Source organism: Undibacterium hunanense, assembly GCF_014284335.1.
GTDB lineage: Bacteria > Pseudomonadota > Gammaproteobacteria > Burkholderiales > Burkholderiaceae_D > Undibacterium > Undibacterium hunanense.
This window is the reverse complement of record NZ_JACOGF010000005.1, coordinates 35039-49715: the sequence shown is the minus strand read 5'-3', so window position 1 is coordinate 49715 and position 14677 is coordinate 35039. Positions and strand designations below refer to the sequence as shown.

Here is a 14677-nt window from a genome sequence, read left to right as displayed (position 1 = left end):
TCAAAAACCATCTACGTCATCAACCCTCAGGGTTTATAACCTGGTATCCCGCTCTCATCCACGTTATCTATCTGCGCCTTATCCATAAATTTTTCGGCATAGGTCAGATAGACTTTCTTGCGAACGAAGATGTCAAACAGATCGGGATCAATATGGCCGTTCAGCGCGAAGCTGCCTAGTATGCGCAGGGATTCGGTCAGGGTCTTGCCGTCTTTGTAGGGTCTGTCCTTGGCGGTCAGTGCTTCAAAGATGTCGGCAATCGCCATGATCTTGGCCTGTACTGACATCTGCTCGCCACGCAGGCCACGCGGGTAACCTTTGCCGTCCATGCGTTCATGATGCCCGCCTGCGTATTCAGGCACGTTCTGCAAATGTTTGGGCCAGGGCAGGGCTTCCAGCATCTTGATGGTGGTGATGATGTGGTTATTGATGATGGCCCGTTCTGCCGCATTCAGGGTACCGGCGCGCACAGACAGGTTTTCCATTTCATCCGTACTCAGAAAGGTGCTGCTGGTGCCATCAGGGGCGGTCCATGGCCAGTTGGCAATTTCAGCGATTCTGTCCAGGTCTTCCTGACTGGTTCTTTCTGATCCCATGTTCAGTTTCTTCAGGAACTGGCGTGCATCTTCTATCCTGGTCAGTTCTGTCTGCAAATCATGGTCCAGTTCCGCCGCCAAAACTTCATTTTTGACATCCGCCTGGTAGAGCGAGCATTTGCTTTTCAAGACCCGGATTTCGGCGTCGCGCTTCAAGACTTCAAAACGGGTATCAAGCAGGTGTATGCGGTCAAAAATGGTTTCCAGCTTGGTCGATTTTTCAACCACATGAACCGGGGTGGAAATCTTGCCGCAATCATGCAGAATGCCAGCCATCCATAATTCCTTGCGGTCCTTGTCTGTCATGACAAAGTGCGCCAGCGGACCAGCCCTGGTTTCATGCACGGCACTGGCCAGCATCATGGTCAGTTCGGGCACATGCTGGCAATGCCTGCCAGTGTGTGGCGACTTTTCATCAATGCCGATATTGATCAGGTGCACCAGCGATACGAACAGGTTTTCCAGTTGCGAAATAAGTTGCTGGGTGGTCAGGGCAATCGCTGCCTGGGATGCCAGGGCTTCTATAAAGCGCTGATCGGTTTCAGTGAAGGTACATGGTTCACCGGTCTCAGGATCAGTCGCATTGATCAGTTGCAGTACACCGATCAGTTCGCCCTCGTGATCGTGCATGGGCACGGTCAGCAGGGATTTAGTGTGGTAATTGAATTGCTGGTCAAAATTGCGGGTACCCGAAAAATTGAACACGCCAACGGTGTACACGTCCTGGATATTCACCGACAGTTTGTAGTTGGCTGCATAGGCTGCCACGGCATTCAGGTTTTTGATGCCGTTGTCATCGATCAGGGGAATATTCGGGATATCCACCGCCTGCCCTTTGACACCACCCTGATACATGTTGAGTTTGTCATTCAACGAGATATTGAAGCACAGGCTTTTCTTGTCCTTGCTGGTGCGATACAGGGTACCACCGTCGGCATAGGTCATACTTTTCGCCGACCGCAATATGTTTTCAAGCAATAATGGTATGTCGTGATTATTGCTCAGCTCCAGACTTAACTCTGTGAGTTTTTCCAGGCGCTTTGCAATCTCGTCACTGCTTAATGCAGTCATAATCACTTTCTCCAAATCAAGGAACTGCTACAAAAACTGTTTTAAAAATTGTTTCAAAAACTGTTTCAAAAACTGCCAACGGCTACCGACTGACCAGTAGCGTCAAAATTGAAAACTGTCGCCTGCTCGCAATGCGGTAAATTTGCCTGGGCGTGTCGCTTCCAGTTCGGACATGATCTGTGTTTCCTGCGCGGGCTTGAGGTGGTAGATCAAAAAATCCACTTCCTCCGGCATGTCCTGAATATCCTGCAATAATGCACCCGGACAAAAATGCCGGGATATGTGCGCCAGTTCGGCTTCGGCATCCGGGAAGGAACAATCCACGATCACCTTGCGCAAGCCTGTTTCATTTTTCATGGCGGCCCATAAATCCGGGGTGGTCGCCATGTCGCCAGTGAACAGAAAGCCGGCGTCACGGTTTTTGATCCAATACCCTACCGAACCCGGTGTATGGTTGACCGGATGTGAACGGATGCTTCTGTCACCCAGGGTCAGCGTGCTGCCAGCCGGCATTTCTTCAAATCGCATGGATGGCTGTTCTGCATTGGGCAAACTGGCAAAATCAGGCCAGATCACCCAGTTGAAGATGTGGGTTTTCAATGCCTGCACGACCTCTGGCGTAGCATGTACGGTAACTGGTGCGCTTCTTTTACCAAACACGGCATCCATCAACAAGGCCAGACCAGCTACGTGATCGAGATGGCAGTGGCTGATAAACACATGGTCAATGGCAACCAGTTGCTCTACGCTCAGACTGGCCAGACCGGTGCCGGCGTCGACCAGCACGTCGTCATCGACCAGCATACTGGTTGTATTTGGCTCTTTTCCGCCGATACCGCCCGCGCAGCCAAGAATTTTTAATTTCATAAATATTGTTTTGGCAGTGAATTAAAACTACCCTATTTACAGCGGACAGCCTCAAGAGAAAAATCATTCCAGTTCAGGCAAGCCACGACAGCCTAGCTTAACACTTTCTTTGAGGGCAACGAAATTTAGTGGCAGTCAAACCACGGACTTGCCGCCTTTTTCGTCATGCTATAACAACAAGAAACAGGGAATAGGTCTATATTTGAGAAAATTCGAGGAAATTCCAGAAAAAGCTGCCCTGTAAATTGCAAATAAGCGCCAGCAAGAACCAATAACAGTTAATTTATGTCGCCAGCGCTGGAGGAAATCTCTTGCATTCTGGTCATACATGCACTTCCATGATACATTTTTGTACAAACTGGCAATCGGGCAGCACAGCAACAAACAACAGCAGCGGATCAGTGGTGCAATTATTGATCAGACAAGCCCTGCCTGCCTCATAATTTAGCTGAGCAATTAGACTAATCAAGGAAAAAGAATGGCGGTTACCGGCAACATCGCACATGCATCCAAAGAAGGCGTGGATCATCGCCTGCTGTTCTTTAAAAAATTACAGACACTAACCAATAAAATTCACGGTGCAGATGCGCTTGACCAGATCATGCTGGATGTGTCCCAGGATATCTGCGACCTCTTTGACTGTGACCGCCTGACCATTTATGTGGTGGCACAAGACAAAACCACGCTGATTTCCAAAATCAAGACCGGCCTGAATTCCTTCAAGGACCTGCGCCTGTCGATTTCTGAACAAAGTATTGCCGGCCATGTTGCCCTCACCCGCACCATGATCAGCCTGCGTGATGTGTATGATGAAAACGAATTGCGCTCGCATTCGCCGACGCTGAAGTTCCAGCGTGCAGTTGACCAGCGCACTGGCTACCGCACCAAGCAAATGCTGGTGGCACCGATAGTTGATGCGCAAAGCAATGAATTGCTGGGCGTAGTGCAGTTCATCAACCATCGCTTTGGCAATGCCTTTACCGATATTGCGGCAGAAGGCGTGCAGGCCCTGTGCGAAACTCTGGCTGTTGCGTTTTCGCAAAAAAGCAAGGCTTTGCCGACCAACACACCACGCACCAAATTTGATTTCCTGGTATCCGAGGCGATTATTTCGGCGCAAGAGCTGGAGCTGGCAGTCAGCTCAGCCCGCAGGAACCTGCAGGATCTGGAAGATGTGCTGACCGACGAGTTTGATATCCCCGTTTCCAGTCTGGGCCAGGCGCTGGCAAAATATTTCAATGTGCCGTATGAACCTTTCAAACCCGAACGCCTGGTACCGGTCGACCTGGTCAAGCGGCTCAAGCGCCAGTATGTGGAACAGAATTCCTGGTTGCCCGTCATGGAAGACCAGAATGGCCTGACCGTGCTGGCAATTGATCCCGAGCATATCAACACCACCCACGTGGTGAATCATGTGTTTGCCACCTCGAAGATCAATTACAAGGTCACGACCAAAAAAGAATTTCGCCAGACCATAGACCAGTTCTTTGGTGGCGTGGCCGATACCGGCTCGGTCGATGACCTGCTGTCGGGCATGGAAGATGAAGACGAAGAACACGGTGGTGGTCAATCCGCTGTGGAAATTTCGGCTGCAGTCGAGAATGAACTGGTCAAACTGATCAACAAGATCATCATCGATGCTTATCAGCAAGGTGCATCCGACATCCATATCGAACCTCGTCCGGGCAAAGAAAAAACCCTGATCCGCTTCCGCAAGGATGGTTCACTGTCGCCGTATATTGAAATACCTGCCAGCTATCGCAATTCGCTGCTGGCACGCATCAAGATCATGTGTGATCTGGATATCTCTGAACGCCGCAAGCCACAGGATGGTAAGATCAAGTTCAAGAAGTATGGCCCCTACGATATCGAATTGCGGGTGGCGACCATACCCTCGTCTGGTGGCATGGAAGACGTGGTCATGCGTATCCTGGCCGCTGGCGAACCTATTCCGCTGGATAAACTGGGTATCCTGCCGTACAACCTTGAACGTCTGAAACAGGTGGTCAGCAAACCCTATGGCCTGTTCTTTGTCTGCGGCCCAACAGGCTCGGGCAAGACAACCACCCTGCATTCGGTATTAAGCCACCTGAATACGCCAGAAACCAAAATCTGGACGGCAGAAGACCCGGTAGAAATTACCCAGAAAGGCTTGCGCCAGGTGCAGGTCAACCGCAAGGCCGGCATGGATTTCGCCACTGTCATGCGGGCCTTCCTGCGGGCTGATCCTGACATCATCATGGTGGGTGAAATGCGCGACAAGGAAACCGTCGCCATCGGTCTGGAAGCCTCGCTGACAGGCCATATGGTGCTGGCAACCCTGCATACCAACAGTGCACCGGAATCCATCGTGCGCCTGCTGGACATGGGCATGGACCCGTTCAACTTTGCCGATGCCCTGCTGGGTATCCTGGCGCAAAGGTTGACCAAGCGTCTGTGCGGCAAATGCAAAGTGGCTTACCACCCGGGCAAGGAAGAAATGAAAGACCTGCTCGACGAATACTGCGTGGAACTGCTCAATACCGAAGCCTTTACCAAAAATGCGCTGGAAGCCAAGAAAAAAGTATTCACTACCTGGCAGTCACTGTATGGCGACAAACAAGGCAAGTTCACGCTGTACAAGGCAGTCGGTTGCGAGCATTGCTCCAATGGCTATAAAGGCCGACTGGGTCTGCATGAATTAATGGTGGCAAATGACATCGTCAAAAAGCTGATACAGGATCATGCCCGGGTTTCAGAATTGCTGACAGCGGCACTGGCAGATGGCATGCTGACCCTGAAAATGGATGGCATAGAAAAAGTCTTGTCCGGGCTGACCGACATGAAGCAGGTCAGGATAGTGTGCATCAAATAGTTTCTTGAGAATACGCTACAATTTTGAATCTGAGACCGCAGTCATAGCTCACGAAGCAGCTGCGGTGACAGCCTCACAGCCATCCTTATTTTCAGAAAGCACACATGAAATACCTGCACACCATGGTCCGTGTTACCGACCTCGACGCCTCCATGCGGTTTTACCGCGATGCACTGGGACTGGAACTGGTGCATCAAAAAGAATATCCGAAAGGCCGTTTTACCCTTGTGTACCTGGCAGCGCCAGGCGACCATGACGCCCAGGTGGAACTGACCTATAACTGGGATCCGGAAGAATACACCGGCGGCCGCAACTTCGGCCACCTGGCTTACCATGTGGATGACATCTACCAGGCTTGCCAGCGCCTGATGGACCATGGCGTTGTGATCAACCGTCCACCACGCGATGGTCACATGGCCTTTGTCCGTTCACCGGACAATATCTCGATAGAACTGTTACAGGCCGGTGAAGCACTGGCCCCGGCTGAACCATGGGCATCAATGCCGAATACAGGCAACTGGTAATACATTGATGCCGTGATACCAGTGGTGAACTCCACCAATGAAAAACGCAGACCGTGGTCTGCGTTTTTTTAATTCTTCACCAGTCAAAAATTCAATTCTTGTAATCCGGGCGACGTGCTTCCTTGTTCATCGCGCGAATCAGACCCACCATAGTGACAACGACAACAATAGAAACGATACTCAAAATACCGGTCCACATAGGCACATCCTGAATTGAAATAATGATGTTTCCTTATATCAACTGAGATGCTGTGCGTCAACATTGCAAACAGACTTTCGAGGAGTTTTAACCTTTTCTTGCAATCTATCCATACCTGTCCTCGAATATACACCTACACATGTCCATGCCGGCGGAAATAAGCAATCAAACCACTGGTGGAGGTATCAAGATTGGAATCATATTCCTGATTCCCCAGAATCGCCGGCAACAGCTTATTGGCCAGTTGCTTGCCCAGTTCCACACCCCACTGGTCAAAAGAATTGATTCCCCAGATCACGCCCTGCACGAAGACCTTGTGTTCATACAGAGCCAGTAACATGCCTAACTGGAAAGGGTCCAGGCTGGGCATCAGGATGGTGGTGGATGGCTGGTTGCCAGCAAATACCTTGTGCGGCAAGAGCTTGGCGATATGATCATCGCTGAGGCCCGCCTGTGACAGCTCTTCCTTTGCCTGCGCTTCCGTCTTGCCAAATGCCAGTGCTGCACTCTGGGCCAGGCAATTTGCCAGCAAGGGTGCCTGGTGACCCGGCAAGGGGTAATCGCTGGAAGCAGCCACCACAAAATCGCATGGTATCAGCCAGCCGCCCTGATGCAATAACTGGAAGAAGGCATGCTGGCCATTGACGCCGATCTCACCCCAGACGATGGGGTTGGCGCGGCAGGTCAGGGCTTCGCCATCACGGCTGACGGTCTTGCCATTGGATTCCATTTCCAGTTGCTGTAAAAAGGCGGGCAAATGGCGAATCGATTCGTTATACGGCAGGATGGCTGTCGTCTCTGCCCCCAGGAAATTGGTATTCCAGATCGAAATCAGGGCCAGCAGCACAGGCAGATTTTTTTCCAGCGGTGCCTGGCGGAAGTGCTTGTCCATGGTTTCGGCACCGGCAAGCATGCGCTCGAAACCACTCATGCCGATAGCCAGCGCCACCGACAGGCCAACAGCAGACCACAGCGAATAGCGCCCCCCGACCCAATCCCAGATTTGCAGGATATTACTGTCAGGAATGCCAAATTCATGCGCCTTGTCGGGGCTGGATGTGACGGCGATGAAATGTTTGGCTACCGCCCATTCTTCCATCGCTGCCGCCATCAGCCAGGTACGTGCGGTCTGGGCATTGATGCTGGTTTCCTGCGTGGTGAAGGTTTTGGAGGCGACGATGAACAGGGTCGTGCGCGGATCAAGTTTTTCCAGTAAGGGGGCGATATGCGCACTGTCCAGATTAGAAACATAATAAAAAGTCAGTCCAGGATGCTGCATGGCCGATAGCGCACGGGTGGCCAGCTTGGGTCCAAGATCTGAACCACCAATGCCTATGTTGACGATATTCTGTATGGCGTCACCTTTAAAACCGCGCCACAGGCCGCTGCGCACCCGTTCGACGATATCACGCATCTGCTTGCGTACAGCCCGGACCTGCGGCATGACATCATGTTCAGCATTCGGGAAAGGAGTGAAATCGGTGTGACGCAAGGCGGTATGCAACACGGCCCGGTCTTCACTGATATTGATTTTCTCACCGGCAAACATGCGGTCGCGCCAGCTTTCCAGATTTGACAGGCGCGCCAGTGCCATCAGGCTGTCGAGAGCCGGCTGGTCTATACGCTGCTTGGAATAATCCACCAGCAAGCCATCCAGCTCAGCCGAAAAATGGCCAAACCTGTGCGCATCGGCGGCAAACAATTCACGCAGATGCTTTTTTTCCAGTCGCTGTTGATGCGCCAGCAATGCCTGCCATTCGGGCGTGTGGGTGATATTCATATTCTTCCTGGGCTGGTAAGGGTGAGCCGTAACTAAGCTCAAACTGAGCTCAAACTAAGCTCAAACTAAGCTTAAATCAAGCCTGATCTGGACGATGCCAGTGCTGTGACAGCACCAGCACAGTCCAGAACAATTATGCATGCAGCGAAGCCAATTATTGTTAAAATCAACATCAGGCTGTGTTAACCTATGTTACATCGCTGCACCTCTGTGACCAAAATAACATAGGGCAAGAACATCAACAAGATTAGGGCGTGTTGACATATCTTTTAGGCAAAGCATTTCACCTAGGCGGCCCCCGCCATACCGCGGGGGCCGCCTAGGTGAAACCCGGAGGGAATGGGTCCGAAACCTCGCCTGGCGTTGTTGTGCGTCGCTCACTTGGATTACCAAGCAGCGCTCCGCACGCCTAGCCAGACAAGGTTTCAAACCCATTTGCTTACCCAAAAGATATGTCAACACGCCCTAGCCTGACAAAAAGGATGATCATGCTGAGTAAACAGGATATCGGTATCTTGATTGTGGATGACAATGACATCAGCCGTTCAATGCTGCGTCACATCCTCGAAAGCGAACAATTCAATGTCATTGGAGAAGCCAACAATGGCGTCACCGCCCTTGAGTGGATGGGGAAAACCATCCCCGAAGTGGTGTGCCTGGACGTGATGATGCCCGACATCGACGGGCTGGATATACTGGATCACATCAAGAGAATCTCACCTGAAACCGTGGTATTGATGGTCACCGGCAGCAACAAGAAGGAAACCGTGGTCAAGGCCATCAAGGGCGGAGCCAGCGGTTTCATCGTCAAGCCTTTCAATCCCGCCACCGTGTTGCAGAATATGAACAGCCTGCTGACGAAGTCATACCGACCACTGAAGTACTTGATAGACCGCCGCAAAAGCTGGAGACAGTCGGGGTTTTAAGCTGTATCAGGTGAGCATGGCGCAAACAAACACCATGCCGGACAGGGTTGTTAGCGTGCGCTGAGCAGATTCGCCATGGCGACATAGGCTTCCAGTGACAAGGTCTCTGGACGGCCCTGCGGATCGACCCCACATGCGAGCAGATCGGCTTCTGTCAGCAAACCGGCGACGCAATTGCGTACTACCTTACGCCTTTGGGAAAACGCCTTGGTGACGACTTCTTCGAGCTTTTTGATGTCGCAGGGGAAGGCACCCGGCTTGGGTATCATGCGCACGATGGCAGATTCAACCCGCGGCGGCGGATCAAAGGCTTCTGGCGGCACGATAAACATCAATTCCATGTGGTAGCGTACCTGCAACATCACAGACAGGCGGCCATAGGTCTTGCTACCTGGCTCAGCCACCATGCGTTCCACCACTTCTTTTTGCAGCATGAAATGCTGGTCTTCCACCAGATGGGCAAATTCAGCCAGATGAAACAATAGCGGGCTGGAAATGTTATACGGTAAATTGCCCACCACGCGCAGCTTCTGTCCTGCTGGCACACTGATGCCAGAAAAATCAAATGCCAGGGCATCGCCCTCGTGCACCGTCAGTTTTTCTGCGGGAAAATTCTTTTTCAGGCGCGCCACCAGGTCACGGTCCAACTCCACCACGTGCAGGTGATCCAGATCTGCCAGCAACAGACGTGTCATGGCCGCCAGGCCAGGGCCGATTTCGACCATGGTCTGACCCGGCTGCGGGTGTATGGCGCGAATGATCTGGCTCAATACCAGATCGTCAGTCAAAAAATTCTGACCAAAACGTTTACGTGGGATATGTTTCATATTATTTCTTTGAAGCTGGAACATGTTTGCTCCAGCCAGTTGCCACAACAAAATGTCAATGCGTTTTTGCCATGCTGGCCGCAACACGTATGGCGACTATCATACTACCGATATCGGCATGACCGACACCCTGTGCTGCCAGGTCAAGCGCGGTACCGTGATCCACCGAAGTACGTATCAGCGGCAAGCCCAGGGTGATATTCCCCCCCAGTCCAAAGCTTGCGTGTTTCAGTACCGGCAAACCCTGATCGTGATACATGGCCAGTACGCAGTCGGCCTGTTCCAGGTATTTTTGCTGGAACAGGGTATCCGCCGGATACGGGCCACTGACTTGCATACCGGCTTGCTGTGCCTGTCTGATGACGGGCGTGATGACGTCAATCTCTTCCCGGCCCAGATAACCGTTTTCACCTGCATGCGGGTTCAGCCCGGCCACCAGTATGCGGGGTGCCGCGATACCAAACTTGTCGCGCAGGTCAGCATGGATAATTTCCAGCGTGCGCAACAAATCATCAAACTGGATCGCATCTGCCACCTGCCGCAAGGGTAAATGCGTGGTCGCCAGGGCAACCCGTAAAGGCTGCGGCAAGTGAGCATTGGCTTCACTCGCCAGCATCATGACGACACGACTGGTATTGGTTTTTTCGGCGAAATACTCGGTATGCCCGCTGAAAGCAACGCCAGCATCATTGATGGTGCTTTTTTGCAGCGGGGCCGTGACGATGGCGTCACACCAGCCCTGCTGCACACTTTCAATTGCCACATCCAGGGTTTGCAAGACAGAACGGCCATTGCGGGCATCCAGATGGCCGGCAATCACATGGGCATTCAGGGGGCAATCAATCACTGTCATTCGGTCTGTGCCACAGGCGGGCAAACCCTGATTGCGTAGTGCCTGCAAAGACACACCCATGAGATTGATGTCAGGATTGATATCCGCTGCCAGCATGGCCAGATAGGCAGCGTCGCCTATCAGGACCGGTCTTACTTCATGCCGCAACTGCCAGGCTGCGGCGATGGATATTTCAGGCCCGATGCCGGCTGGTTCCCCTACGGTCACCGCGATCACCGGCAAACTGGGCTGCGGCATTATTTGTCTTCCAGGCGATAATCCACGTAAGCACGGTCACGGATTTCGCGCAGCCAGTCCTGCAAGGCTTCATCGGCCTTGCGTTCACGTACGGCCTGACGGGCAGCAATACGCTGACGGTCTTTCGACAATTCATCAGTTTTCCGTTCCAGTACCTGGATGATGTGTACACCAAACTGTGTCGTGACCGGGTCACTGATCTGGTTGATGGACAGCTTATCCATGACCTGTTCAAATTCAGGCACGGTGACACCTGGATAAATCCAGCCCAGATCGCCGCCTTTGGAGGCAGAACCGTCGACGGAGTTGGCCTTGGCCAGGTCTTCAAAAGTCGCCTCTTTGGCTTCTATCTTTCTTTTGAATTCCATCAGTTTCTGGCGCGCCTCGGCCTCGGTCACGATCTGGCTGACCTTCAGCAGAATATGGCGGGCACGGGTCTGTTGTTCAACTGCTGCTGCCTTGCTGTCATTCATGGCACGCTTGCCATTGACTTTGACAATATGGAAACCATTCGGGCTACGCACGATATCGGATACTTCGCCCACTTTGACTTTGCTGATGGCATCAACAAACAATTGTGGCAAACGGTCTTGTTCACGCCAGCCGATGTCGCCACCTTTAAGCGCTTCGGAACTGTCGGAATAAGTCACCGCAAGCTTGGCAAAGTCTGCACCGCCACGCAATTTACCCAGCACTTCTTCAGCGCGCTTGCGACGCTGGGCAATTTGTTCAGACGAGGCGTTTTCCGGAATGCTGACCAGGATGTGCGCCAGATTCAATTCCTGCTTGCCAGCCTTGGAATTGGCTTCTGCAGCCAGGTAGTTGTCGATCTCGGTTTCAGATACCTGGATCTTGCTGTCAACTTCGCGGTCACGGATACGCTGCATCAGGATATCGTCACGCATTTCTTCACGGAACTTGGCGTAAGACGTACCTTCGCGTTCGATCTGGTTTCGGAACTCGTTCATGGACATCTTGTTTTGTTCCGCCAGACGCAACATGGTGCGGTCCAGCATCACATCATCAACACGCATGCCGTTTTCTTTTGCCAGCTGCATTTGAGCGCGGTTAACAATCATGCGTTCAAGCAATTGCTTTTGCAGATCAGCGCGGTCTGGCAGGGGTGTGCCCTGCTTTTTCAGGTTGGCTTCTACGGCCAGCAGGCGTTCATTCAATTCCTGGCGGGTAATCACTTCATCATTCACCACCACCACGATGGTATTGATGACTTGCGACTTGCCGTTGGTCTGCGCTGGCTTGGGCTTGACGACAGGTGCAGGTGTGAGCAGTGGATTGATTTTAACTTGTGACCACGCTGCCGGACTGGCAAGCAGGCCAACAGAAACCGCGAATACTGAGAGAAATTTACATTGTTTCATTTGCAATAAATGTCGCATATCGATCCAAAATCCTGTTACGCCTGGTCACGTGTCTGAGCATCGACACCGGGCAAAAGTTGCAATATACACGTTAGCACCCGTTTCATAAACAGCGCAGGCCATTCAATCGCCGGTGACGGCTACTACAATTGTTATTACAGCAAAAAATATCTACCGTTCGTTGATCGGCTGATAACCCGAAATATTTTTCCTCAAGGCATCAATTGGATTGCCACCGAAGCCCAGACGGGCGAGGCCATTCAATTCCAGCTGAATCGAGAAGCCCGACGTGTTATTGACACTGTTCGTGGCAAAACGTTGCGCAAGGAAACGCAAAGACCAGCAGTCTGCCTTGTATTCAAAGCCCAGCAAACCATCCACCATGCGTTTGTCCATCATGGAATAATTGCTGCGGCCCACCATATACCAGCGGTCTGCCATTGGCCATTGTGCCGACACATCCACCTGTTCCAGCGTGTTGCGCTGATAACGGTAAGCCAGATTCAATACTTTTTTAGGTGAAGGCTGCCAGCGAATACCGTAGTTGGAACGCACCGACTGGCGGTCAGTCTGGCTCAGTTGCAAGGCCATCTCGCCACTCAGAGTCGATGATAATTTGCCTATGGCTGCCAGCAACAGGTCGGAACGACTCGGGCTGACGGTATTGTCCAGCGTGACTTTCTGGGTATTGAAATAAAAGCGCTGGCCTATGGCCAGTTTCAGACTTTCATCTCCATTACCTTCAATAAAACGCGAAATCAGGGCCGCCGTGATCTGGTTGGAATCACCTATCCGGTCCTGGCCGGTGAAGCGGTTTTCACTGAAAATCTGGGCAAAGTTAAAATCGGCAACCGCGCTGTCAAAATTCGGCATGTTCGACTGGTCGCGGTAAGGCGTGTTCACATAGAACAGGCGCGGTTCCAGCGTCTGCGTCAGGTCGGTATCAAACATCCGGGTTTTGCGTTCAAACACCAGGCCGCTATCGACAGAAAAAGTCGGTACGGCCCGATGGAAATCAGATTCCTGCCCCGGGGCCGGATTCACCAGATGGTAATTGGTGGCGTGGAAAGAAATTTTCGGGATAATGAAAGCACCCGCCTGCACCAGTGGCAAAGACACACTGGGGTTGATCACCATGCGGTCACCACGCACCATGGTCGGATGCCAGAAGCGCGTCAGAATGGCATCCATGGACCAGTCCAGGCCACCTACGTCATGTTGCTCTGCATGCAGTTGCAACTGTGGCAAACGGTCATAAGGCCGGTCAATCGGCGCTGCCAGATCCTGCAAGACCTGATAGTTCGAGGTTCTGAGTGCCAGGTTCCAGAATGAGCCGTAATACGTCAGATTAGCTTCACGCAACAACAGGCGCTGGGCAGTTTTCGTAATAGTGCGGGAAAAATCGGTAGGATAATTGTCATCTGACGCGGTATTGATATTCCACGAAAAATCCAGCTGCGGCAGCAATTTTTGCTGATGCACAGACGCCACCGCATAACGGTTGGTACCAGTCACGCGGTCATTGAGCAAACCTTCAACACTGGTTTCACCAGAATAGGTTTCCCCCAGATAGCGCCCCTCCAGCCCCAGTTGCAGACCGCGTCTGGCGATCATTTTGGGGTAGACCGTCAAATCACGGTTGGGCGCGATATTGAAGTAGTACGGTACCGTCAGCTCTGGCCCGCCCTTGGATGACGCCCCCATGACAGGTGGCAGGAAACCAGAATGGCGCGCTCCCGACAAAGGGAAAGTCAGCGAAGGCGTCGCCAGGATAGGCATGCCAAGAAAATACACCACCGATTTGCCCGCTACACCACGGTCAAGGCCAGTATCCAAGTTCAGCGTATCGGATTGCAGGTACCAGTCAGGGTTCAGGCCTTCACAGGTACTATACGTACCGCTGGTGATAATAGAGCGTTCTTCATCCTGAAAATCAATGCGCTTGGCGTGGCCCTGGGCATTATTGCGCAAGAGCCTGTAGATAGGATTGCTGACGAATCCGGCGCCTGAATCAAGTTGCAGGCGCATGCTGTCGCCGCTGTAGCAGTCGCCATAGCGATTCATGCGCACATTGCCGGATGCATCCACCTCATCGTCGAGGTTGCTGTACATGGCCTCATCCGAATTGAGCTTGGTGCCGCCTTTGATGATTTCGACATCGCGTTCAAACTTGATAAAACGTTCCGGCCGGCCATTGAAGGCTTCTGCGCGTATCGTCACAGGCGCGTTTTTATCGTCCTGTTTTGCTTTAGCAAGCTGCAGTTTCTCTTTCTGCGATTTTTCTTCCAGCTGATTTTGTACCTGAGCCTCGGCAGTGATGCCTGAAGTCTGGGTCTGTGCCATCGCCTGGGAAAAATAGGCAGGCACAAGAACCGACACCAGAATCGCCGGGATAGTAGGAAACAACAGCGGTGAATGAGATAATACGGGTTTCCTGCGCATGAATTCAGTGGTCAATAAGCGTTTTGCCAAGTATGCTGGTCGATGTCATACAGACAATCCGCCAGAAATCAGTCGCCTATTATAGGTGAAATGCTGGCAAAACCACTTGAAGTATGCAGACA

Annotated in this window: 10 protein-coding genes; 3 read left to right on the top strand and 7 right to left on the bottom strand. The window is 52.1% G+C overall.

What is annotated here, in order from left to right:
* Nucleotides 1–26 precede the first annotated feature (26 nt).
* The gene (locus tag H8L32_RS11355) at nucleotides 27–1667 is read right to left on the bottom strand and encodes a GAF and HD-GYP domain-containing protein (protein WP_186947352.1); all 1641 of its coding nucleotides are present in this window, start codon (nucleotides 1665–1667) and stop codon (nucleotides 27–29) included.
* A 102-nt stretch (nucleotides 1668–1769) separates the two neighbouring features.
* Nucleotides 1770–2534, bottom strand: coding sequence for a 3',5'-cyclic-nucleotide phosphodiesterase (locus H8L32_RS11350; protein ID WP_186947351.1), 765 nt, complete (start codon nucleotides 2532–2534; stop codon nucleotides 1770–1772).
* Between the two features lie 478 nt (nucleotides 2535–3012).
* On the opposite strand from H8L32_RS11350, the gene H8L32_RS11345 reads away from it, so the two are divergent.
* Nucleotides 3013–5388, top strand: coding sequence for a GspE/PulE family protein (locus H8L32_RS11345; protein WP_186947350.1), 2376 nt, complete (start codon nucleotides 3013–3015; stop codon nucleotides 5386–5388).
* Nucleotides 5389–5492: 104 nt separating this feature from the next.
* Nucleotides 5493–5912 carry a VOC family protein gene (locus H8L32_RS11340; RefSeq protein ID WP_186947349.1) on the top strand — a complete coding sequence of 140 codons (420 nt, stop codon included), beginning with the start codon at nucleotides 5493–5495 and terminating at the stop codon, nucleotides 5910–5912.
* A 332-nt stretch (nucleotides 5913–6244) separates the two neighbouring features.
* Here the strand turns inward: H8L32_RS11340 and pgi are convergent, their stop codons facing one another.
* Nucleotides 6245–7891 carry a glucose-6-phosphate isomerase gene (gene pgi / locus H8L32_RS11335; protein WP_186947348.1) on the bottom strand — a complete coding sequence of 549 codons (1647 nt, stop codon included), beginning with the start codon at nucleotides 7889–7891 and terminating at the stop codon, nucleotides 6245–6247.
* Between the two features lie 488 nt (nucleotides 7892–8379).
* Between pgi and H8L32_RS11330 the strand changes: the two genes are divergently transcribed.
* A complete protein-coding gene (locus H8L32_RS11330) occupies nucleotides 8380–8817 on the top strand; it encodes a response regulator (protein ID WP_222619325.1) in 438 nt (145 codons plus the stop codon).
* 50 nt (nucleotides 8818–8867) lie between these two features.
* Here H8L32_RS11330 and rsmA read toward each other — a convergent pair whose 3' ends face one another.
* The 4 genes from rsmA to H8L32_RS11310 form a co-directional block, all read right to left on the bottom strand.
* Nucleotides 8868–9644, bottom strand: a complete 777-nt coding sequence (rsmA, locus tag H8L32_RS11325; RefSeq protein ID WP_186947347.1) for a 16S rRNA (adenine(1518)-N(6)/adenine(1519)-N(6))-dimethyltransferase RsmA — start codon at nucleotides 9642–9644, stop codon at nucleotides 8868–8870.
* 55 nt (nucleotides 9645–9699) lie between these two features.
* Nucleotides 9700–10734 carry a 4-hydroxythreonine-4-phosphate dehydrogenase PdxA gene (gene pdxA, locus H8L32_RS11320; protein ID WP_186947346.1) on the bottom strand — a complete coding sequence of 345 codons (1035 nt, stop codon included), beginning with the start codon at nucleotides 10732–10734 and terminating at the stop codon, nucleotides 9700–9702.
* Nucleotides 10734–12131 carry a peptidylprolyl isomerase gene (locus tag H8L32_RS11315; protein WP_230412165.1) on the bottom strand — a complete coding sequence of 466 codons (1398 nt, stop codon included), beginning with the start codon at nucleotides 12129–12131 and terminating at the stop codon, nucleotides 10734–10736. Before H8L32_RS11315 ends, pdxA begins: the two co-directional genes overlap by 1 nt.
* Nucleotides 12132–12284: 153 nt before the next feature.
* A complete protein-coding gene (locus H8L32_RS11310; RefSeq protein ID WP_186947345.1) occupies nucleotides 12285–14555 on the bottom strand; it encodes an LPS-assembly protein LptD in 2271 nt (756 codons plus the stop codon).
* Nucleotides 14556–14677: the final 122 nt, after the last annotated feature.